15 protein-coding genes and 1 tRNA gene are annotated in these 21,848 nt (G+C 44.6%); 10 read left to right on the forward strand and 6 right to left on the reverse strand.

Annotated features, from left to right (window positions below; genetic code table 11):
• Nucleotides 1-4 precede the first annotated feature (4 nt).
• Both NBH01_RS13505 and secDF read left to right on the forward strand, forming a co-directional pair.
• Complete coding sequence (locus tag NBH01_RS13505; RefSeq protein WP_062694260.1) at nucleotides 5-2,092, forward strand: M3 family metallopeptidase; 2,088 nt, start codon at nucleotides 5-7, stop codon at nucleotides 2,090-2,092.
• 165 nt (nucleotides 2,093-2,257) lie between these two features.
• Nucleotides 2,258-5,290: a protein translocase subunit SecDF gene (secDF, locus tag NBH01_RS13510; RefSeq protein ID WP_062694255.1), complete on the forward strand. Its 3,033-nt coding sequence runs from the start codon at nucleotides 2,258-2,260 to the stop codon at nucleotides 5,288-5,290.
• A gap of 173 nt (nucleotides 5,291-5,463) precedes the next feature.
• On the opposite strand, the gene NBH01_RS13515 is transcribed toward secDF, so the two are convergent.
• Nucleotides 5,464-5,535 (reverse strand) — tRNA-Arg (locus NBH01_RS13515).
• A 203-nt stretch (nucleotides 5,536-5,738) separates the two neighbouring features.
• Between NBH01_RS13515 and NBH01_RS13520 the strand changes: the two genes are divergently transcribed.
• Together NBH01_RS13520 and NBH01_RS13525 are read left to right on the forward strand one after the other, a co-directional pair.
• Entirely contained in the window at nucleotides 5,739-7,589 is a 1,851-nt protein-coding gene (locus NBH01_RS13520; RefSeq protein WP_008761927.1) for a 2-oxoacid:acceptor oxidoreductase subunit alpha, read from the forward strand.
• Between the two features lie 3 nt (nucleotides 7,590-7,592).
• Nucleotides 7,593-8,603: a 2-oxoacid:ferredoxin oxidoreductase subunit beta gene (locus NBH01_RS13525; protein ID WP_016268931.1), complete on the forward strand. Its 1,011-nt coding sequence runs from the start codon at nucleotides 7,593-7,595 to the stop codon at nucleotides 8,601-8,603.
• Nucleotides 8,604-8,784: 181 nt separating this feature from the next.
• Here NBH01_RS13525 and NBH01_RS13530 read toward each other — a convergent pair whose 3' ends face one another.
• The 5 genes from NBH01_RS13530 to aroQ are packed head-to-tail and all read right to left on the reverse strand — an operon-like array spanning nucleotide 8,785 to nucleotide 12,932.
• Nucleotides 8,785-10,011, reverse strand: coding sequence for an FtsX-like permease family protein (locus NBH01_RS13530; RefSeq protein WP_062694253.1), 1,227 nt, complete (start codon nucleotides 10,009-10,011; stop codon nucleotides 8,785-8,787).
• On the reverse strand, nucleotides 10,008-10,340 hold the full coding sequence (gene rbfA, locus NBH01_RS13535) for a 30S ribosome-binding factor RbfA (RefSeq protein ID WP_008761924.1): 333 nt from the start codon (nucleotides 10,338-10,340) through the stop codon (nucleotides 10,008-10,010). Before rbfA ends, NBH01_RS13530 begins: the two co-directional genes overlap by 4 nt.
• Before the next feature lie 16 nt (nucleotides 10,341-10,356).
• Nucleotides 10,357-10,995, reverse strand: a complete 639-nt coding sequence (locus tag NBH01_RS13540; protein ID WP_225629644.1) for an O-methyltransferase — start codon at nucleotides 10,993-10,995, stop codon at nucleotides 10,357-10,359.
• Nucleotides 10,996-11,020: 25 nt separating this feature from the next.
• Nucleotides 11,021-12,478 (reverse strand): pyruvate kinase, encoded by a 1,458-nt coding sequence (gene pyk, locus NBH01_RS13545; protein WP_008761922.1) that lies wholly within the window; start codon nucleotides 12,476-12,478, stop codon nucleotides 11,021-11,023.
• A gap of 31 nt (nucleotides 12,479-12,509) precedes the next feature.
• Complete coding sequence (gene aroQ / locus NBH01_RS13550) at nucleotides 12,510-12,932, reverse strand: type II 3-dehydroquinate dehydratase (RefSeq protein ID WP_008761921.1); 423 nt, start codon at nucleotides 12,930-12,932, stop codon at nucleotides 12,510-12,512.
• Nucleotides 12,933-13,006: 74 nt separating this feature from the next.
• On the opposite strand from aroQ, the gene xerD reads away from it, so the two are divergent.
• The 6 genes from xerD to NBH01_RS13580 all read left to right on the forward strand — a co-directional run bounded on the left by xerD (nucleotide 13,007) and on the right by NBH01_RS13580 (nucleotide 21,707).
• A complete protein-coding gene (gene xerD / locus NBH01_RS13555) occupies nucleotides 13,007-13,966 on the forward strand; it encodes a site-specific tyrosine recombinase XerD (RefSeq protein ID WP_008761920.1) in 960 nt (319 codons plus the stop codon).
• Nucleotides 13,967-14,104: 138 nt separating this feature from the next.
• Entirely contained in the window at nucleotides 14,105-15,796 is a 1,692-nt protein-coding gene (locus NBH01_RS13560) for a tetratricopeptide repeat protein (protein WP_225679276.1), read from the forward strand.
• A 112-nt stretch (nucleotides 15,797-15,908) separates the two neighbouring features.
• Nucleotides 15,909-17,024 carry a TlpA disulfide reductase family protein gene (locus NBH01_RS13565; RefSeq protein WP_225665230.1) on the forward strand — a complete coding sequence of 372 codons (1,116 nt, stop codon included), beginning with the start codon at nucleotides 15,909-15,911 and terminating at the stop codon, nucleotides 17,022-17,024.
• Nucleotides 17,025-17,037: 13 nt separating this feature from the next.
• Entirely contained in the window at nucleotides 17,038-18,576 is a 1,539-nt protein-coding gene (locus NBH01_RS13570; RefSeq protein ID WP_074857945.1) for a YifB family Mg chelatase-like AAA ATPase, read from the forward strand.
• A gap of 89 nt (nucleotides 18,577-18,665) precedes the next feature.
• Complete coding sequence (locus NBH01_RS13575; protein ID WP_165360370.1) at nucleotides 18,666-20,300, forward strand: hypothetical protein; 1,635 nt, start codon at nucleotides 18,666-18,668, stop codon at nucleotides 20,298-20,300.
• A gap of 198 nt (nucleotides 20,301-20,498) precedes the next feature.
• Nucleotides 20,499-21,707, forward strand: coding sequence for a DUF4934 domain-containing protein (locus NBH01_RS13580; protein ID WP_074857941.1), 1,209 nt, complete (start codon nucleotides 20,499-20,501; stop codon nucleotides 21,705-21,707).
• Nucleotides 21,708-21,848 lie beyond the last annotated feature (141 nt).

The following is a 21,848-nucleotide window of genomic DNA, read 5'->3' on the forward strand; positions in this document are numbered from 1 at the left end:
TACCATGATGATTAGAAAAACTTTAACCATTTTAGCAGTAAGTTGTATGATGTACTCCTGTGAAACAAAAACAGAAAGCAACCCTTTCTTCACTGAATTTCAAACAGAGTATGGTGTTCCTTCTTTCGATAAGATCAAACTGGAACATTACGAACCCGCCTTTCTGAAAGGTATTGAAGAGCAGAACCAGAATATCCAGGCCATTATCGCAAGCCCGGAAGTGCCTACCTTCGACAACACGATTGTAGCTTTGGACAACAGCGCACCCATTCTGAACCGTGTAAGCGCCATTTTCTTCAATATGACGGATGCGGAAACAACCGATGAGCTTACCGAGCTCTCTATCAAAATGGCACCGGTCCTTTCCGAGCACGAAGATAACATCTCCCTGAATCAGGAACTTTTCAAACGTGTAAACGCTGTATATCAACATAAAGATTCCATGAATCTGACAACGGAACAGAAACGCCTGCTGGACAAGACTTACAAAGGATTTGTCCGTTCGGGTGCCAATCTGGATACAGAGAAGCAGGCACGTCTGCGTGAAATCAACAAAGAACTTTCTACTCTCGGCATCACATTCAGCAATAATGTACTGAATGAAAACAATGCTTTCCAACTTTCCGTAGACAAGAAAGAAGATTTAGCCGGATTGCCCGAATGGTTCTGCCAAAGCGCAGCCGAAGAAGCAAAAGCTGCCGGACAACCGGGGAAATGGCTGTTCACCCTGCACAACGCCAGCCGCCTGCCGTTCCTGCAATACGCTGAAAACCGCCCTCTCCGTGAGAAAATGTACAAAGCATACATCAACCGCGGCAATAACAATGACAAGAATGACAACAAAGAAACGATCCGCAAGATCGTCTCCCTCCGCCTGGAAAAAGCAAGGCTATTGGGCTTCAACAACTACGCCAACTTCGTACTGGATGAGACAATGGCAAAGAATGACAGCAACGTAATGAACCTGCTGAACAACCTCTGGAGCTATGCCCTCCCGAAAGCGAAAGCCGAAGCCGCAGAACTTCAACAGTTAATGGACAAAGAAGGCAAAGGCGAAAAGCTGGAAGCCTGGGACTGGTGGTACTACACAGAAAAACTCCGCAAAGAGAAATACAACCTCTCCGAAGAAGACACCAAACCTTATTTTAAACTGGAAAATGTACGCGAAGGAGCTTTCGCAGTCGCCAACAAACTATATGGTATCACGCTGAGCAAACTGGAAGGTATCCCGACTTATCATCCGGATGTAGAAGTCTTCGAAGTGAAAGACGCCGACGGCTCCCAACTGGGTATATTCTATGTAGACTATTTCCCGCGTTCCGGAAAAAGCGGTGGCGCATGGATGAGCAATTACCGCGAACAGCAGGGAGCAACGCGTCCCTTGGTATGCAACGTATGCAGTTTCACCAAACCGGTCGGCGATACCCCTTCTCTGTTGACTATGGACGAAGTAGAAACCCTGTTCCACGAATTTGGCCATGCCCTGCACGGCTTACTGACAAAGTGCGAATACAAAGGAACTTCCGGCACCAATGTCGTACGTGACTTTGTTGAACTTCCTTCTCAGATCAACGAACACTGGGCTACCGAACCGGAAGTACTGAAGATGTACGCCAAACACTATCAGACAGGTGAAGTGATCCCCGATGAAATCATCGAAAAGATTCTGAAACAGAAAACGTTCAACCAAGGATTCATGACCACCGAATTACTGGCTGCCGCCATCCTCGACATGAACCTTCACATGATAACAGATGTAAAGAATCTGGATATGCTTGCTTTCGAAAAAGAAGCCATGGACAAGCTCGGTCTGATCCCCGAAATTGCCCCCCGTTACCGCGTCACTTACTTCAATCATATCATTGGCGGATACGCTGCCGGATACTACAGTTACCTTTGGGCGAATGTACTTGACAATGATGCCTTTGAAGCCTTCAAAGAACATGGAATCTTTGATAAAAACACCGCCGACCTCTTCCGCTACAACGTATTGGAGAAGGGAGACAGCGAAGATCCGATGATACTTTATAAGAATTTCCGCGGTGCAGAACCAAGTCTGGAGCCGTTACTGAAAAACAGAGGAATGAAATAAAACGGCAAAAAAGCCCTTAAACATCAAATATTTGAGGGCTTATTACATATGAATGTGAAAAAAAAACTATATTTGCAGCCTTGTATGCGGCAAATAGTACTTGTATACGACAGAATTTAACTGAAAATTAAATTAAAAAAGTAATCATCATAAATTAAAAGTAAAATGCAAAACAAAGGATTTGTAAAGGTTTTTGCGGTACTGCTCACGCTGGTGTGCGTGTTCTACCTCTCCTTCTCCTTCGTAACTCGCCATTACACAAATAAGGCGAAAGAGATTGCGAACGGCGACCCGAAAGTAGAACAGGACTACCTTGACTCTCTCTCCAATGAGAAAGTAATGCTGTGGAACTGGACGCTGAAACAATGTCGTGAAATGGAGATCAGTTTAGGTTTGGACCTGAAAGGTGGTATGAACGTTATCCTTGAAGTTTCTGTGCCTGATGTTATCAAAGCATTGGCTGATAACAAGCCGGATGAAAATTTCAACAAGGCGTTGAACGAAGCTGCAAAGCAAGCTGTCAACAGCCAGGATGATATCATCACCCTGTTCGTCAGAGAATACCAGAAGACTGCTCCGGGCGCAAAACTTTCCGAACTCTTCGCAACACAACAGTTGAAAGACAAAGTTAACCAGAAATCATCAGATGCTGAAGTAGAAAAAGTATTGAGAGCAGAAGTAAAAGCTGCCGTTGAAAACTCATACAACGTACTTCGTACCCGTATCGACCGTTTTGGTGTTGTTCAGCCGAACATCCAGAGCCTGGAAGATAAAATGGGCCGTATCATGGTGGAACTCCCGGGTATCAAAGAACCGGAACGTGTGAGAAAACTTCTTCAGGGTTCGGCTAACCTCGAATTCTGGGAAACATATACCGCCAAAGAGATTCTTCCGGCTATGCAGTCGGCTGACTCCAAGTTGCGTGCTCTATTGTCACAGGAAACCGCTACCGATTCCACTGCCGCTAATGTAACTGCAGACACAATCCCTGCAGCCAAACTGGCAGAAGCTACTCCGGCAAAGAAAGCCGTAAGTGTTGCCGACAGCCTCGCAGCTACTCTGAAAGGAGACGCGAAAGACGAAAAGGCGGGAGCAAACATGGAAGAAATCAAAAAGCAATATCCGTTGCTGGCTGTTCTTCAGTTGAACTCAAGCGGTCAGGGTCCGGTTATCGGTTATGCTAACTATAAGGATACTGCCGATATCAACAGATATCTGAGTATGCCCGAAATCCAGGCAGAACTTCCGAAAGACCTTCGTCTGAAATGGGGTGTTTCTCCTTCTGAATTCGATAAGAAAGGACAGACATTCGAACTGTATGCTATCAAGTCTACCGAACGTAACGGCAAAGCTCCGTTGGAAGGTGATGTAGTAACAGATGCAAAAGACGAATTCGACCAATACAGCAAACCGGCTGTAAGCATGACCATGAACTCTGACGGTGCACGTCGCTGGGCACAGCTGACCAAGCAGAACATCGGTCGTTCTATCGCTATCGTTCTTGATAACTATGTATATTCTGCTCCGAACGTAAACTCTGAAATCACAGGCGGACGTTCACAGATTACAGGTCACTTCACTCCGGAACAGGCAAAGGACTTAGCTAACGTATTGAAATCAGGTAAGATGCCGGCTCCGGCTCACATCGTACAGGAAGATATCGTAGGTCCGTCTCTGGGTCAGGAATCTATTAACGCAGGTATTTTCTCATTCGTTGTAGCTTTGATCCTGTTGATGATCTATATGTGTTCCATGTATGGTTTCATCCCGGGTATGGTTGCCAACTGTGCATTGTTCCTGAACTTCTTCTTCACGCTGGGTATCCTTTCATCCTTCCAGGCGGCACTGACCATGTCTGGTATTGCCGGTATGGTGTTGTCACTCGGTATGGCGGTGGATGCGAACGTACTTATCTATGAACGTACAAAAGAAGAGCTTCGTGCCGGCAAGGGTGTGAAGAAAGCGTTGGCTGACGGTTATTCAAATGCCTTCTCTGCTATCTTCGACTCCAACCTGACATCTATCATCACCGGTATCATCCTGTTCAACTTCGGTACAGGTCCTATCCGTGGTTTTGCCACTACATTGATTATCGGTATCCTTGTATCCTTCTTCACTGCTGTGTTCATGACTCGTCTGGTTTACGAACACTTCATGAATAAAGACAAGTGGCTGAACCTGACATTTACTTCCAAGATTTCCAGAAACTTGCTGGTAAATACCCGCTTCGACTTCATGGGAACCAATAAGAAATCACTGATCATCGTAAGCGCTATTATCCTTGTTTGTATCGGTTCGTTTGCATTGCGTGGTTTGAGTCAAAGTATCGACTTCACCGGTGGACGTAACTTCAAGGTACAATTCGAGAATCCGGTAGAACCGGAACAAGTTCGTGAGCTGATCGCTGACAAGTTCGGTGAAGACGTCAATGTAAATGTGATCGCTATCGGTACAGACAAGAAGACAGTACGTATCAGTACTAACTACCGTATCGCAGACGAAGGTAACAACGTAGACTCTGAAATCGAATCATACTTATATGAAACATTGAAGCCGTTGCTGACACAGAACATCACACTGGCTACTTTCATCGACCGTGACAATCACACAGGCGGTAGTATCGTTAGTTCACAGAAAGTGGGTCCGAGTATCGCAGACGATATCAAGACAGGTGCCGTATGGTCAGTTGTTCTGGCTCTGATCGCTATCGGTCTGTATATCTTGATCCGTTTCCGCAACATCGCTTACAGTATCGGTTCTATCGTAGCTCTGAGCTGTGATACCATTATGATTATCGGTGCTTACTCACTGTTGTGGGGTATCGTTCCGTTCTCACTGGAAATTGACCAGACATTTATCGGTGCTATTCTGACGGCTATCGGTTACTCTATTAATGATAAGGTGGTAATCTTCGACCGTGTACGTGAGTTCTTCGGCTTGTATCCGAAACGTGACAAGCGTCAGTTGTTCAACGACTCTCTGAACACTACACTGGCTCGTACCATCAATACTTCATTGAGTACGTTGATCGTATTGCTGTGTATCTTCATCCTCGGTGGTGATTCCATCCGCAGCTTCGCATTCGCTATGATTCTCGGTGTTGTTATCGGTACTTTATCTTCGTTGTTCATTGCATCTCCGATTGCATACAACATGATGAAGAACAAAAAAGTAGTGGTAGCAGCTACGGAAGAATAATAAATTCCAGAAATAGAAAAAGCCTCTTCCGAACATTCGGAAGAGGCTTTTTCTATTGATTATTAAAACAAATAGAAGCTATAAGACGTTAATCTTTAAAGAAGCCATTGTAATACTTAAAACTCAATACAGTATGAAGCAAAACAACACCGCCTCCCGCAGATTTCTCTTAGTAGCCCCGAGGGGAATCGAACCCCTATCTAAAGTTTAGGAAACTTCTATTCTATCCGTTGAACTACAAGGCCGCTTTTATTTTGGTTGCAAAGATAACGGTTTCTGTTGATTTAACAAGAATAAAAATGCAGGTTCCTTTCAGTAATTCCAATTATTTGGCGTCAATAGGACAATAAAGTTCGATTTATTTTGATAATTCGATTAACTTTCCGACCTTTGCGCTCACAAATTGAAAGTAAAATCAGTTTTTAAATTAAATATAGTAATTAAAGTTATGGCAGACGAAATGATGGTTAAAGAATTGGAGGAAGTCGTAGTACGTTTCTCCGGCGACTCCGGCGATGGTATGCAGCTGGCAGGCAACATCTTCTCGAACGTGTCGGCTACAGTAGGAAATGACATCTGTACATTCCCCGACTATCCGGCAGACATCCGTGCCCCGCAAGGTTCGCTGACCGGTGTTTCCGGTTTTCAGATCCACGTAGGCGCAGGACAGGTGTACACTCCAGGAGACCGTTGCCACGTATTAGTAGCGATGAACCCCTCCGCACTGAAAACACAAATCAAATTCTGTAAACCGCAAGGACTTATCATTACCGACTCCGACTCGTTCGAAGCCAGAGACCTGGAAAAAGCACAATTTAAGACCAACAATCCTTTTGAAGAATTAGGCGTTAAACAAGAAGTGCTGGAAGTGCCCATCTCTTCTATGTGCAAAGAAAGTCTGAAAGATTCCGGACTGGACAATAAAACGATTCTCCGTTGTAAGAATATGTTCGCGCTCGGACTGGTTTGCTGGCTGTTCAACCGCAATCTGGCAGCAGCAGAAAAGATGCTGCGCGAGAAGTTCGCCAAGAAACCGGAAATCGCAGAAGCAAATATCAAGGTATTGAACGATGGCTACAACTACGGCGCCAACACACACGCTTCTACCTCTACTTATAAGATTGAAAGCAAAGCCCCGAAATCAAAAGGGCTTTATACAGATATTAATGGTAACAAGGCAACGTCTTACGGACTGATTGCCGCAGCCGAAAAAGCCGGTCTGGAACTATATCTGGGTTCGTACCCGATCACTCCGGCTACCGACATTCTGCATGAACTGGCCAAACATAAATCACTGGGAGTAAAAACCGTACAGTGCGAAGACGAAATCGCCGGTTGTGCTTCTGCCGTTGGTGCAGCTTTTGCAGGTGCGCTGGCAGTAACGACAACTTCCGGTCCGGGCATCTGCCTGAAAAGTGAGGCGATGAACTTGGCCGTTATCGGCGAACTTCCGTTGGTGATTGTCAACGTACAGCGTGGTGGCCCGTCTACGGGTCTACCTACCAAATCGGAGCAGACCGACTTGCTGCAAGCACTCTACGGTCGTAACGGTGAAAGCCCGATGCCGGTTATCGCCGCCACTTCACCGACCAACTGTTTCGATGCCGCCTACATGGCAGCCAAAATTGCTTTGGAACACATGACTCCGGTCGTATTACTAACAGATGCTTTCGTAGCCAACGGCTCTGCCGCATGGAAACTTCCTGATCTGAATGACTACCCTGCCATCAATCCTCCGTATGTAACTCCGGACATGGCAGGCAACTGGACTCCGTACCAACGTAACGAAGAAACAGGCGTACGCTACTGGGCGACTCCGGGAACAGAAGGTTTCATGCACCGTATCGGTGGGCTTGAAAAGAGTAATGAAACCGGAGCCATCTCTACCGAACCCGAAAACCACAACAAGATGGTTCACCTGCGTCAGGCAAAAGTGGACAAGATTGCAGACTACATCCCCGAACTTGAAGTGCTGGGCGATGAAGACGCAGACTTGCTGATTGTAGGCTGGGGCGGTACCTACGGACATCTCCGTCTGGCTATGGACTTCATGCGCGAACATGGAAAGAAGGTTGCATTCGCACACTTCCAGTACATCAACCCGCTGCCGAAGAATACAGCCGACGTATTACGTAAATATAAGAAGATCGTAGTAGCCGAACAGAATCTGGGACAATTTGCCGGTTACCTGCGTATGAAAGTACCCGGACTGAATATCAGCCAGTTCAACCAAGTGAAAGGACAGCCTTTCGTTACGAGAGAATTGATAGATGCATTTACTAAATTATTGGAGGAATAAGAGATGAGCGATAAAGTATATACCGTACAAGATTATAAATCAGGTCAGCCTCGCTGGTGTCCGGGATGCGGTGACCACGCTTTCCTGAACTCACTGCACAAGGCAATGACCGAACTGGGAGTAGCTCCACACAATATCGCCGTAATTTCCGGTATCGGTTGCTCTTCCCGTCTGCCTTATTATGTAAATACGTATGGTTTCCATACCATCCACGGACGTGCCGCTGCCGTTGCAACGGGTGCTAAAGTGGCTAATCCGGATTTGACTATCTGGCAGATTTCCGGTGACGGTGACGGTCTGGCTATCGGTGGTAACCACTTCATCCACGCTGTTCGTCGTAACATCGACCTGAACATGATTCTGTTGAACAACCGTATCTATGGACTGACCAAAGGACAGTATTCACCGACTTCCGAACGCGGATTCGTCAGCAAATCATCTCCTTACGGAACGGTAGAAGACCCTTTCCATCCGGCAGAACTGGCATTCGGTGCACGCGGACGTTTCTTTGCACGTTGTATCGCTGTAGACGGTGCCGCTTCTGTAGAGGTTCTGAAAGCAGCAGCCAACCACAAGGGTGCATCTGTTGTGGAAGTTCTGCAAAACTGCGTAATCTTCAATGACGGAACTCACGCTTCTGTTGCAACAAAGGAAGGACGCGCAAAGAATGCAATCTATCTAGAGCACGGCAAACCGATGTTGTTCGGTGAAAACAAAGAGTTCGGACTGATGCAAGAAGGTTTCGGACTGAAAGTGGTAAAACTTGGCGAGAATGGCATCACAGAAAAAGATATTCTGATTCACGATGCTCATTGCCAGGACAATACTCTTCAGTTGAAGCTGGCTTTGATGGAAGGCCCCGATTTCCCGATTGCACTCGGTGTGATTCGTGAAGTAGAGGCACCTACCTACAATGACGCTGTAGCAGAACAGATTGAAGAAGTCAAAGGCAAGAAGAAATATCATAATTTCCAGGAGTTGCTGATGACAAACGATACTTGGGAAGTGAAGTAATTCATTTTACTGAGAAAAAATAGAAAAGCGCAGGTAAAGGAGTTCGTCTCCTGCCTGCGCTTTTTGTTTATATAGTTTCTACATAAATACATGAAACACTCTATTCCATTTTAGCAAACTCCTCTACAAAGCACCTACACTTCTGTATTCAAAGGTTATAGCCTTTTTCTTCTTCAGCCAATTACAGAAGCCGCTTGCTTAAGTAACGCACTGGATACCATACTGACAGGAATCCCACTGCTAAAACAGTAATAAAAATAAGCACTACATCCCATGCATGGACGCTTACCGGATAAGCGTCCACCACAAAAGTTCCACCACCTCCGCCAAGGGTAATGATGCCAAACTTCTGCTGAATAAAACATAATATCAACCCCAGTATAATACCGGAGATAGCACCAAAGAGAGAGATGAGCCGTCCCTCAAATAAAAAGATACGGGATATCAGTTTATCACTGGCTCCCAAACTGCGCAAGGTTATGACATCGTCTTTCTTATCCAGAATCAACATAGAAAGAGAACCGATCACATTAAAACAGGCAATCATCAGAATAAAAGTAAGAAACAGATAAGAGATCAGCTTCTCTATTTCCATGATACGGAAAACATCTGCTTGCTGCTGATAACGGTTCTGTACCACAAAGTCATCACCCAGCATTTTTTCTATTTTAGACTGTACGGATGATATATTGGCATTCGGTTTCAGTTTCAACTCAATGCCGGAAACCTCTGTCGTATAGTCCAATAAGTTACGAAGGAAATCAAGGGAAGTGAGAATATAGCTTTCATCATACTTCTGTTGGTTGACCACGAACACAACACCCGGTGAATAAAGATAGTCGCGATTGAAAGAAGCTCCGGGATTCGCCATATTCACTTTGGCATTACGCTTGGGAAGATACACCTGCAAAGGATCTACGAACGCCAGTCCGGTACCCAAAGTCGAAACCAGTTCCACGCCCATCACCCCATAATTCACTATCGAATCATGAAGAATAAACTCGCCGGCTCCGTAAAGAATGCTATCTATTTCGGTTAAATCCTCAAAGTTATCTTCCACGCCTTTCAACACAACCATAGCCTGACGGTCTTTATATTGCACCATCGCATTCTCTTCCAGCGTCTCTGTAGATACCGAGACCTCCGGAAGCGCACAGACCGCACGAATTTTTTCATCCTGTCCGTCGAAGACTTTTCCCTCACGGATGGTAATCTTCAACTGAGGATCAAAAGCTGTGAAAAAGCTGGCTACCATATCCTGAAATCCGTTGAATACGGAAAGCGTGCAGACCAGTGCCAACGTAGCAAGTGCCACCCCGCATACTGATATGCCGGAAATAATATTGATAGCATTATGCTTCTTTTTCGAGAAAAGATAACGCCGGGCTATGTAGAAGGGAAAATTCACTTCAGCAAAGAGTCAATCTTCTCAATATAATCCAGTGAGTCGTCCACGAAGAACTTCAATTCAGGAATAATCCGTAATTGATGACGCACACGGGTTCCGAGCTCAAAGCGAATGGACTTCATGTTCTCATTGATATTCTTCACCATTTCTTCTGCTTTCTCTGACGGGAAAACGCTCAGGTACACGCGCGCAATACTCATATCAGGACTGATACGAACGGCGCTGACCGATATTAATATACCCGGCATTGCCTTTGTCTGAAGCAGGAATATCTCGCTCAGCTCCTTCTGTAACAGGCGGGATATCTTATTCTGTCTGGTTGTTTCCATAAATTTACTCCTTATCTTACTTTTTTCTTATTATAGTTAACCCATCACGCAAAGGCAGGATTACTTTCTCCACCCGGTCGTCCGTCACAAGGGCGTCATTGAATGCTTTGATGCCAATGGTCTGCGTATCCGCACTACGAGGTTGTTCCAACACATGACCATCCCACAATGTATTGTCGGCAATGATATACCCACCTGTGGAAAGATGCTTTAAAACCATCTCGTAATAATCGATATATTTACGTTTATCACCGTCAATGAAGGCCAGATCGAACGTAACGCCCAAATGAGGAACAAGCTCCAAGGCATCTCCTATATAAAAGCGAATCTTGTCCGCAAAAGGAGAATTCTCCAGCCAGGGACGGGTAAAGTCCTCTTGTTCATCATTAATTTCAAACGTATGCAACATTCCGCCCTCCGACAAGCCTTCCGCCAGACAAAGGGCAGAATAACCGCTATACGTTCCGATCTCCAGTATATGCCGGGGGTGAATCATCTCCACAAACATTTTCAGCATCCGCCCCTGTAAATGCCCGGAAGCCATACGGGGACGAAGCAGTTTCACATGCGTATCCCGGTAGAGTGCTTTCAGATAGTCACTTTCCGCATCGATATGCTGCAAAATATATTCATCAATAGATTCAGTCTCCTGCATAAAAACCTTATTTTAGATGTAACAGTTAGAGATAACGATTGTTGTTAGGCAATACAGTTTCTCCCGCATGTTTCAACGCATCTTCCACGACATTGATTTCGAGGAATGAAGTTTGTGTACCTGCCTTACCGCTACTCAGATATCCTACCATATCAGTCGGCTGCAAACGTCCTTCCTTCAACAGGCGGCGCAAAGCGGCAAAATAATATTCCTGTCCGTTGGCCAGCTCCGGCATATAGATTGCTTCCACTCCATAAGAAAGTGCCAGATGACGCATGGTCTTTTCTTTATAGCAGATAGCCAATACCGGGAACTTACCACGGAAAGCTGCCAGATTACGGGCGGTCCGTCCGCTATAGCTGTCTGTGATGATGGCACGTATCTTCAGTTTCGATGTAGCTTTCACTGCCTGTTTAGCAAGGAAGGCCGTTACATCGTTACTGTTTTCGTTCAACGGGATACGGATATCATTCTCTTCCAGTTTATCTTTTTCAGCCTGGGCCGCGATCTTGGTCATTGTCTTGACTGCATCTACCGGATATTTGCCATAAGCAGTCTCACCGCTCAACATCAGAGCATCCGTACGATAGTAGATTGCATTCGCGATATCGGTCACTTCCGCACGGGTCGGACGAGGATTGTTGATCATAGTATGAAGCATCTGAGTCGCAACGATCACAGGTTTCTTTGCCAGGATACATTTGCGGATCAGCACACGCTGGATACCCGGAATACGTTCCTGCGGCACTTCGATACCCAGGTCACCACGGGCTACCATCACGCCGTCCGCCACTTCAAGAATCTCGTCGATGTTGTCCACCCCTTCCTGATTCTCAATCTTGGCAATAATCCGGATATCACTATTGTGAGCATCCAGAATTTCACGGATATCAAGTACGTCCTGACGGTTGCGCACGAAAGAGTGAGCGATGAAATCGATATCCTTTTCAATCGCGTAAAGTATATTGTTACGGTCTTTCTCTGTCAATGAAGGAAGATTGATACGAACACCCGGGACGTTCACGCTCTTGCGGCTTCCCAACGTTGCATCGTTTTTCACTTCGCAAAGCAGATAATCGGCTGTCTTATCGATTACTTCGAGTTCAAGATCACCATCGTCAATCAGAACCAGACCTCCGATATTCAAATCGTTCACAAAGTTAGGATACGAAACAGCGATACATTCACGAGTCGTCTCCTGATCAGGATTGCCGACAATCTTTACTTTATCACCTATCTGATATGGAATCGGTTCCGCATTGGCAGTTGTACGTACTTCCGGTCCTTTGGTATCCATGAGGATTGCAATCCGGTTGGATACGGAACGTACATTGGCAATCAACGCTTCAAAACCTTCACGGCTAGCGTGAGCCGTATTCATACGTACCACATTCATCCCAGCTTCAAACAGCTGTTTTATAAAGTCCACATCGCAACGTCTGTCCGAAATGGATGCGACGATTTTTGTCTGTTTCAGTAACATAGCCTTTTTACCTATTTAATATATTAATACCTTATTTATTACCTAACAAAGCCTCCAGAGCCAACCGATACGAGTTCAGCCCGAAGCCACAGATCACTCCTTTGCATGCGCAGGCGATCATAGATACATGCCGGAAAGACTCACGGCTATGTACATTAGAAATATGTACCTCGATCACCGGAGAAGTCACAGAACGAATGGCATCCTGCAGAGCGATGGAGGTATGTGTATAAGCGCCGGCATTCAGAATGATGCCGTCTACCTCAAAACCTACCTGCTGAATGCAGTCAATCATTTCTCCCTCAATGTTCGATTGAAAATAGTCGATCTCCAAATCAGCATATCTTTTACGAAGCTCAGCCAGATAGTCTTCAAATGTAACACTTCCGTATATGGAAGGTTCACGTTTGCCCAACAGATTGATGTTCGGGCCATTAATAATTTGTATTCTCATCGCCGTAGTCCTGCTTTTTTAATACCTTTGTATCCAAAGAACAATATTTCAGGCTACAAAGGTAGAAAAAAGAAATGGAAATCAACGAAAAAAACAAGAAGAAGGAGCAACAAGCACTGATAATCAGAAAGTACCAGCAGTACCTCAAGCTGGAAAAGTCTTTATCCCCCAATACATTGGACGCTTATCTGACCGATCTGGATAAACTGATGAGTTTTCTGACTCTGGAAGGGATAGATGTTCTTGAAGTATGCCTGTCCGATCTCCAGCGTTTCGCTGCGGGATTGCATGACATCGGCATTCATCCTCGTTCTCAGGCACGCATTTTATCCGGCATCAAGTCCTTCTTCCGTTTCCTTATTATGGCGGATTATCTGGAGGCTGATCCCAGCGAACTGCTGGAAGGTCCCAAGATAGGATTAAAACTCCCCGAAGTGCTGACCGTAGAAGAGATCGACAACATCATCTCCTCCGTAGACCGCAGCAAAGCCGAAGGACAGCGCAACAGAGCTATTCTGGAAACATTATACAGCTGCGGACTCCGTGTATCCGAACTTGTCAGCCTCAAATTATCCGATCTCTATTTTGATGAAGGCTTCATCAAAGTAGAAGGCAAAGGAAGCAAGCAACGTCTTGTTCCCATTTCCCCCCGTGCCATTAACGAGATCAAACTTTATTTCTTGGACCGCAACCGGATAGAAGTTAAAAAAGACTATGAAGATTTTGTGTTTGTCAGCCAGCGGAGAGGCAAATCACTTTCCCGGATTATGATCTTTCATATGATAAAAGAATTAGCACAAAATGCGGGTATCACCAAAAACATCAGTCCGCACACTTTCCGACACTCCTTTGCCACTCATTTACTGGAAGGTGGCGCCAATTTACGGGCCATCCAATGCATGCTCGGACACGAATCGATTGCGACGACCGAAATTTATACCCATATCGACCGAAACATGCTTCGCAGCGAGATTATCGAGCATCATCCCCGAAATATCAAGTATCGGCGAGAAAAAGAGTCGGGTTTTCATTAAATTATGATAAAAACCTCCTGCTAACTACATAATTATATTAAGAATTAATATCTTTGCGATGTTTTTCCTTTATTAGGATTGAAAAGGGGTTATAAATATGACGATATTTCAATTACAAACATTTAATTTATACCTAAAATGACAAAGAAGTTGTACTTGCCTTTACTCATGGCAATTGTTGTTGCACTTTTCTCTTCGTGCAAGAAAATGGGTCCCCTGTCAGCGGACTACTTCACTGTTACTCCACAAGTGTTGGAAGCAGTAGGTGGTAAAGTTCCTGCTACCATTAATGGTAAATTCCCTGAAAAGTATTTCAAGAAAAAAGCTGTAGTAGAAGTTACTCCGGTTTTGAAATGGAATGGCGGTGAAGCTAAAGGACAAAGTGCTGTGTTCCAAGGAGAAAAAGTAGAAGGAAACGATCAGACTATCTCTTACAAAGTAGGTGGTAGCTATACGATGAAAACATCTTTCGACTATGTTCCTGAAATGGCAAAATCTGAACTGTGGCTTGAATTCAAAGCTAAAGTTGGTAAAAAGGAAGTCGTTATCCCCGCTGTGAAAGTAGCTGATGGTGTAATCTCTACTTCTGAATTGGTAAATAACACATTGGGCAGCGCTAACCCGGCTCTGGGCGAAGATGCTTTCCAACGTATCATCAAGGAAAAACACGATGCTAACATCATGTTCTTGATCCAACAGGCTAACATCCGTTCAAGCGAGTTGAAAACTGCTAAAGAATTCAACAAGGAAGTTGCTAACATAAACAAAGCTGCCAACAAGAAGATCAGCAACATTGAAGTTTCTGCTTATGCTTCTCCTGATGGTGGTGTAAGCCTGAATACAACTCTGGCAGAAAACCGCGAAAGCAACACCACCAAGATGTTGAACAAAGACTTGAAGAAAGCTAAGATCGACGCTCCGGTTGACGCTAAATATACTGCACAGGACTGGGAAGGTTTCCAGGAACTGGTTTCTAAATCTAACATCCAGGATAAAGAACTGATCCTTCGCGTATTATCTATGTATCAGGATCCTGCACAGAGAGAACAAGAAATCAAGAACATCTCTTCTGTATACAAGAACCTGGCTGACGATATCCTTCCTCAACTGCGTCGTTCTCGTTTGACTTTGAACTACGAGATCATCGGTAAGTCTGACGAAGAAATCACTAAGCTTGCTTCTTCTAATCCTTCTGAACTGAACATCGAAGAATTGCTGTATGCTGCTACACTGACTAACGATCCTGCAAAACAGGAAGCTATCTATACTCAGGCAACAAAACAGTTCCCTAACGATTACCGCGCATACAACAACCTTGGTAAGCTTGCTTATCAAGCTGGTAACGTTGACAAAGCTGAATCTTACCTGATGAAAGCTGCCAGCGTAAACGCTGCTCCTGAAGTAAACATGAACTTAGGTTTGATCTCTTTGATCAAGGGTGACAAAGCTGCTGCTGAAGCTTACTTCGGTAAAGCTGCAGGTACAAAAGAACTTGGCGAATCTATGGGTAACCTGTACATCGCTCAAGGCCAGTATGAAAGAGCAGTTAACTCATTCGGTGACGCTAAGACTAACAGTGCTGCTTTGGCTCAGATCCTTGCTAAGGACTACAACAAAGCTAAAAACACACTGGCAGGCGTAGAAAAACCAGATGCTTACACAGACTACCTGATGGCAGTTCTAGGTGCTAGAACTAACAATTCTTCTATGGTAACCAGCAGCTTGAAGAGCGCTGTTGCTAAAGAACCTGCGTTGGCTAAGAAAGCTGCAACAGACTTGGAATTCTCTAAGTTCTTCACAAATGCAGACTTCATGAGCATCATCAAATAAGAGAATTACCACTCTATTTTAGATATTGAGAATTGCTCGTCATTACAAATGACGGGCAATTCTTTTTTTTATCTGTAAAAAACCGTACTTTCGCAGAAAAGAAATCAAAGCAATGAAAAAGAGTAGTATTTTAATCCTCATCATTATCTGTCTGGTCGGATGCAAGAAGGGCTCCAATGAGACAACCATCACCGGAGAGATCAAAGGACTCGGAACAGATACACTTTATTTGTACGGCATGGACGAACTGTACGACCGGATAGACACCATTTATGTAGAAAACGATAAGTTCTCCTACACTACCAGCGTAGATACGATCACTTCTGCCTATCTGTTACTCAAGAACCGGATTGAATATCCTGTCTTTCTTGATAAGGGTAACAAGATCAAAATAAAAGGAGATACGATCAATCTGAATTTCCTGACTATCAGTGGAAATATATACAATGAGGAGTTTACAGACTTCCAAAAAGTACTGGAAGATCCGGCTGATCCTTCAGAAAAAGCCAGCGAAGAAACAGTGGATAAAAGAATAACTGTAGAGAAAGCAAACACTGCCGAAGAAATGGCGGAAGAGTTCATACTGCAACATCACTCCTCCTATGTAAGCCTTTACTTATTAGACAAATACTTCGTTCAGAAAGAAACGCCTGACTTCAGTAAAATTAAAAAGCTAGTTGAAGTAATGACAGGTGTATTACAGGACAAACCGTATATCGAACGTTTGAATGAAACAATCACTCAGGCAGAAAAATCGGAGATTGGCAAATATGCACCTTTCTTCAGCCTGCCCAATGCGAAAGGAGAAAAGATTACCCGTTCATCAGACGCCTTCAAGCAGAAAAGCCTGCTGATCAACTTTTGGGCTTCCTGGAACGACAGCATCTCTCAGAAGCAGAGCAACAGCGAGCTAAGAGAAATCTACAAAAAGTATAAGAAGAACAAATATATAGGAATGCTCGGCATCTCACTGGATGTAGACAAGCAGCAATGGAAAGACGCCATCAAACGCGATACGCTGGACTGGGAACAGGTATGCGATTTCGGCGGACTCAATTCTGAAGTAGCCAAGCAATATTCTATCTATAAAATACCTGCCAACATACTTCTCTCGTCGGACGGAAAGATTTTAGCTAAGAACCTTCGGGGAGAAGAGCTGAAAAAGAAAATAGAAAACATCGTTGAGGAAGCGACAGAAAAAGAAAAGAAAAACAAACAGAAGAAATAAACGGTAATCAAACGTGCTAATTAAAGTTTTCGGAGCGGCTGTTCAAGGGATTGATGCAACACTCATCACAATCGAAGTCAACAGCTCACGTGGCTGTATGTTCTATCTCGTCGGTCTTCCGGATTCCGCAGTGAAGGAAAGTCACCAACGTATTATCTCCGCACTGCAAGTCAATGGCTATAAAATGCCGACCAGTAACCTGGTTGTAAATATGGCACCGGCCGATATCCGCAAAGAAGGCTCGGCTTATGATTTGCCTCTTGCCATCGGCTTGCTGGGTGCCAGCGAAACCATATCTTCCGAAAAGTTATCCCGCTATCTGATGATGGGAGAACTTAGTCTTGACGGGAGCATTCAGCCTATCAAAGGAGCACTGCCTATTGCTATCAAAGCCCGTGAAGAAAACTTTGAGGGACTCATTATTCCTCAACAGAATGCGCGGGAAGCAGCAGTTGTCAATCAACTGAAGGTATATGGCGTCAGTAATATCAAAGAAGTTATCCAGTTCTTCAATGGTGAGCGGGAGCTGGAACAGACCGTTGTCAACACGCGGGAAGAGTTTTATCAACAGCAAACAGCCTTTGACCTGGACTTTGCAGACGTAAAAGGACAGGAGAATGTGAAAAGGGCGTTGGAAGTTGCTGCCGCCGGAGGACATAATCTCATCATGATCGGCGCTCCCGGCAGTGGTAAATCAATGATGGCTAAACGGTTACCTTCCATCCTTCCTCCCCTCTCCCTGGGTGAAAGCCTGGAAACGACCAAAATACATTCCGTTGCAGGAAAACTAAACCGGGGCTCTTCACTGATTTCCCAACGGCCATTCCGTGATCCCCATCATACGATATCGCAAGTTGCAATGGTGGGAGGCGGAAATTTTCCCCAACCGGGAGAAATAAGCCTGGCGCATAACGGAGTTTTATTTTTGGACGAATTACCCGAATTCAACAGAGGGGTATTAGAAGTCCTGCGCCAGCCACTGGAAGACCGGCAGATTACCATCTCCCGCATAAAGAGCACAATCAGTTATCCCGCCAATCTGATGCTCATTGCATCCATGAATCCATGCCCTTGCGGATACTATAATCATCCGACCAAGGCATGTGTATGCAGTCCTGGTCAGGTACAAAAGTATCTGAACAAGATATCCGGTCCGTTGTTGGACCGTATTGATATTCAGATAGAGATTGTTCCTGTTCCGTTCGACAAGATATCCGATCAGCGACAGGGAGAAGCAAGCAGTGTTATTCGGAACAGAGTCATTCAGGCACGCCGTATACAGGAACAGCGCTATGCCGATCATCCCGGTATCTACTGCAATGCACAGATGAGCAGCAAGTTATTATCCATTTACGCTCGGCCGGATGACAAAGGACTTTCCCTGCTGCGAAATGCAATGGAACGCCTCAATCTTTCCGCACGCGCATACGACCGTATATTAAAGGTGGCACGTACCGTTGCCGACCTTGAGGGTGCGGAACTGATACAGCCCTCCCATTTGGCTGAAGCCATCAGTTATCGCAATCTAGACAGAGAAAACTGGGCGGGATAAAAGCGCTTGACAGTAAATCAATAAAATACCATAAAGAAAAAGTCTTTGTCTCATATAAAATACTATTTTCGCAAGATAGAATCTAGTATATGAATAAACACGACAACCCATATTACCCCCTATTTCTACTCATCGGATGGCTTATCATGCTGAGTAGTTGTCAACCTGCCCCATCTCATCTTCTGGAAAAAGCGATGCAGATGGAGAATGTATCAACCGACAGTATCTTTTTCTACCTGCAACAAATAGAAGAACCCGACAAATTACCTCTCAATGATCAGGGAGATTATTACCTGTTGCTCTACAAGGCAACTCTGTGGAAAACAGGAACACCTGATGATTCATTATTGCAGATCGCCATCCGGCAATATAAACAAAACGAGCAGCAAACCCAGTATGTACGGGCACGCATTGAGCAAAGCGCCTCCTATTTATATCGTAATCTGCCCGATTCCACATTACTGATGAGCGAACAAATTCTGAAAGGATACCAGCTAAATGATACGCTAAAAACAAGGCTGTACGGGCTACGAAGGGCAGCATACAGCAGAAAGCAGGATTATCCGCAGGCATTGGTGATGGCAGACAGCAGCAGACAACTGGCTCTTAAGATGAAAGATACACTTTTCTATTTTTCTACCAGCCAGCTATATCTGCAAATTATAAACAAAATGCAAGATCATGACAGATACACCCAAAGCTATCTGCAGCTAATGAAAGAACTTATGGATTCGCCCAAATACCAGTCTTTGAATTATTATGCGCTGGAAAGTCTGTTGAACACCAGTCTGCAAAGAAAGGATTTCCGGCAAGCAGTCATATATCTTCAACAATTATCGAGCCAACGCCGCGGAAGAAATGAAGTACCACACTATCTGCTGCTATGCGGAAGAACCCATGCCGCCTTGAATCAGATTGACTCCGCCCAATATTACTATCGGCAAGCCGCAATCTCATCTTCCAGCTTTATTGCCATGGAAGCCAATGCACGCTTATTCAATCTGATCAATGAAAAAGAATATCCGGAACAAGTCTTTTATACCAAGCAGAAGGAAAGCACGATAAGGGACAATATACTAAACAATATCAGTACAGGGATACGGGAAAGAGAATTCAACCAACTCAAATTACAGAATGAATTATACCAGCTGCATCTGCAACAGCAGCAAAGGGAACTATGGATGCTGGGAATCGTTACAGCTCTGCTGAGTATCGGATTCATCGCATTTTTCTTTTATCAGAGAGAGAAAAAGAAGCGACTGCTGCGGGAAAACCAGTTACTGTACAAAGAAGCCGAAGTAAGTGGACTACGGGAGAAAGAAATCCGGCTAAGGAATAAAGAGACTGAACTCCGTGAAGCGCTTTTCCGGAGAATGCCATTCTTCCATAAGTTGCCCTCACTCCATGCCAACAACAATCAGGACGAACCGGGCACCAGTCACAAGATAGTAGTGACAGATGCAGAATGGGCAGAAGTCACTTCAGTAGTGAATGATGCGTTCGACAATTTTGTCGTTCGGTTACGACAGGCTTATCCGCAGTTGGGAGATAAAGAAATCGGCTTCTGCTGCCTCGTCAAAATCAATGTCAACATACAGGATTTATCTGATATCTATTGTGTGAGCAAAGCTGCCATTACCAAACGGAAATATCGGATAAAGACTGATAAGCTGGGAATTACTGATGAGAATATAAGTTTAGACAGTTTTCTCAAAGTTTTTTAGCTGTCGCCCCAGGGTAGTTGAAGTCTTTGTCCGCCTGAAAACAAACGCATATATATATTATATTATTAATAATCAACAACATACATCTAGTCACATCGTACCTTTTTGTCCGCCTGTTTTTTTGTTTTTCTGCTCACTTCGGTCTACTTTTGCCTCAGTGATAATCAGAAAAACAGTACTAACCAAATACAGAACCGTATGAAGAACAGAATTATTATTTTAAGTTTATGTGCTAGTTGTCTACTTGCAATTGTTGCTTTTGTATACAACAGTGAAACAAAGACCGACCCACTGGCACTCTCCCCTATTGTAGCAAAACGAGTCACGACACCTACCGGCACACTAGTCTCATGTAATTTAAAGGCTTTGAAAGACACAGTAGACATTCCACTCAGCTATTTGACAGAAGAACTTCAAGTTGTCAAACTAGACAACCGGGACGAAGCACTAGTAGGAGGCTGGATACGCACCACAGTGGGAGAAAAATACATCCTGGTGAGCAATAACAAACAGACTCCCTACAAACTTTTTACCCGCGACGGCAAATTCATCACCACTATCGGTGCCTACGGACAAGGGCCCAACGAATATGGAAACACATACGCCGACCAGTTGGACGAAGCCCACAACCGTATCTACATACTGCCCTGGCAGAGTGACAAGCTGCTCGTATTCGATTTACAAGGCAATCCTCAGCCTCCCATTCCTTTATGTATGCGCGTGCCCAAAGGCAAATTCAGAGTAGATACGGAAAAGTCGGAAGTCACTCTGACAACTCTGCCTTTCGAAGGCTGGCCGGCTGTCGTGTGGACACAAGATTTCAAAGGTAAACGCAAGAACTTTATCGCACCGGGACATCTGACCGTTCCGCGCGACTTTAGCAACGAAGTATTTATGGATAATAATACTAATGATTACGGCGTTATGTTAATGGTGATCATGCCTGCCCCACGAACGGACAGTCTGTACCACTATAACGCAGCCCAAAATCGACTCGAAGCCAGATTCACCGTGGAATATCCGAACAAGGAGAAAATCCCCTGGCATGGCTATTCCGAATACCCGCGTCACTTTATCGGAGACGTTTCCGTGCCGATACAAGTATCAGAAAACACTTGGAGCGGCAGCAAGCCTGCCAAGTATATCATAGATAAGAAAACACTGCATGGCAGCTACTTCCGCCTGTACAATGATTTCCTGGGAACGAAAAAGATGCAGATATGGCCTTCATTCGGCAATGGTTATTATGTTGCCAACATGGAACCTGCCCAGCTAAAAGAAACACTGGAAAAAGAAATAACCCGGAAAGATATTCCGGCAGAGGCAAAGAAACGTGCACAAACATTGATAAATTCACTGGATGAAGAAGGCAACAACGTCATTCTACTCGCTAAAATGAAGAAATAACTATCAGAAAGCCAGAGGGTGAATTCTAAGTCCTCTCCAAACAATATCTATAAAATCTTACCCAAGTTTACGAACATTAACGTATCCTTGGGTAAGTTTGTATATAGACATAACTACTCTTCAGAAGTGTATAGCTACTTC

The sequence above is a fragment of the Bacteroides sp. B1-V-101 genome (genome assembly GCF_023656585.1).
Classification (GTDB): Bacteria; Bacteroidota; Bacteroidia; order Bacteroidales; family Bacteroidaceae; genus Bacteroides; species Bacteroides thetaiotaomicron.

Coding starts and splice junctions, on each gene's coding strand:
- NBH01_RS13580 (WP_074857941.1), top strand. CDS start 20,499: ATGAAGAACAGAATTATTATTTTAAGTTTATGTGCTAGTTGTCTACTT.
- NBH01_RS13520 (WP_008761927.1), top strand. CDS start 5,739: ATGGCAGACGAAATGATGGTTAAAGAATTGGAGGAAGTCGTAGTACGT.
- pyk (WP_008761922.1), bottom strand. CDS start 12,478: ATGTTACTGAAACAGACAAAAATCGTCGCATCCATTTCGGACAGACGT.
- secDF (WP_062694255.1), top strand. CDS start 2,258: ATGCAAAACAAAGGATTTGTAAAGGTTTTTGCGGTACTGCTCACGCTG.
- rbfA (WP_008761924.1), bottom strand. CDS start 10,340: ATGGAAACAACCAGACAGAATAAGATATCCCGCCTGTTACAGAAGGAG.
- xerD (WP_008761920.1), top strand. CDS start 13,007: ATGGAAATCAACGAAAAAAACAAGAAGAAGGAGCAACAAGCACTGATA.
- NBH01_RS13505 (WP_062694260.1), top strand. CDS start 5: ATGATGATTAGAAAAACTTTAACCATTTTAGCAGTAAGTTGTATGATG.
- NBH01_RS13540 (WP_225629644.1), bottom strand. CDS start 10,995: ATGCAGGAGACTGAATCTATTGATGAATATATTTTGCAGCATATCGAT.
- NBH01_RS13565 (WP_225665230.1), top strand. CDS start 15,909: ATGAAAAAGAGTAGTATTTTAATCCTCATCATTATCTGTCTGGTCGGA.
- NBH01_RS13575 (WP_165360370.1), top strand. CDS start 18,666: ATGAATAAACACGACAACCCATATTACCCCCTATTTCTACTCATCGGA.
- aroQ (WP_008761921.1), bottom strand. CDS start 12,932: ATGAGAATACAAATTATTAATGGCCCGAACATCAATCTGTTGGGCAAA.
- NBH01_RS13560 (WP_225679276.1), top strand. CDS start 14,105: ATGACAAAGAAGTTGTACTTGCCTTTACTCATGGCAATTGTTGTTGCA.
- NBH01_RS13525 (WP_016268931.1), top strand. CDS start 7,593: ATGAGCGATAAAGTATATACCGTACAAGATTATAAATCAGGTCAGCCT.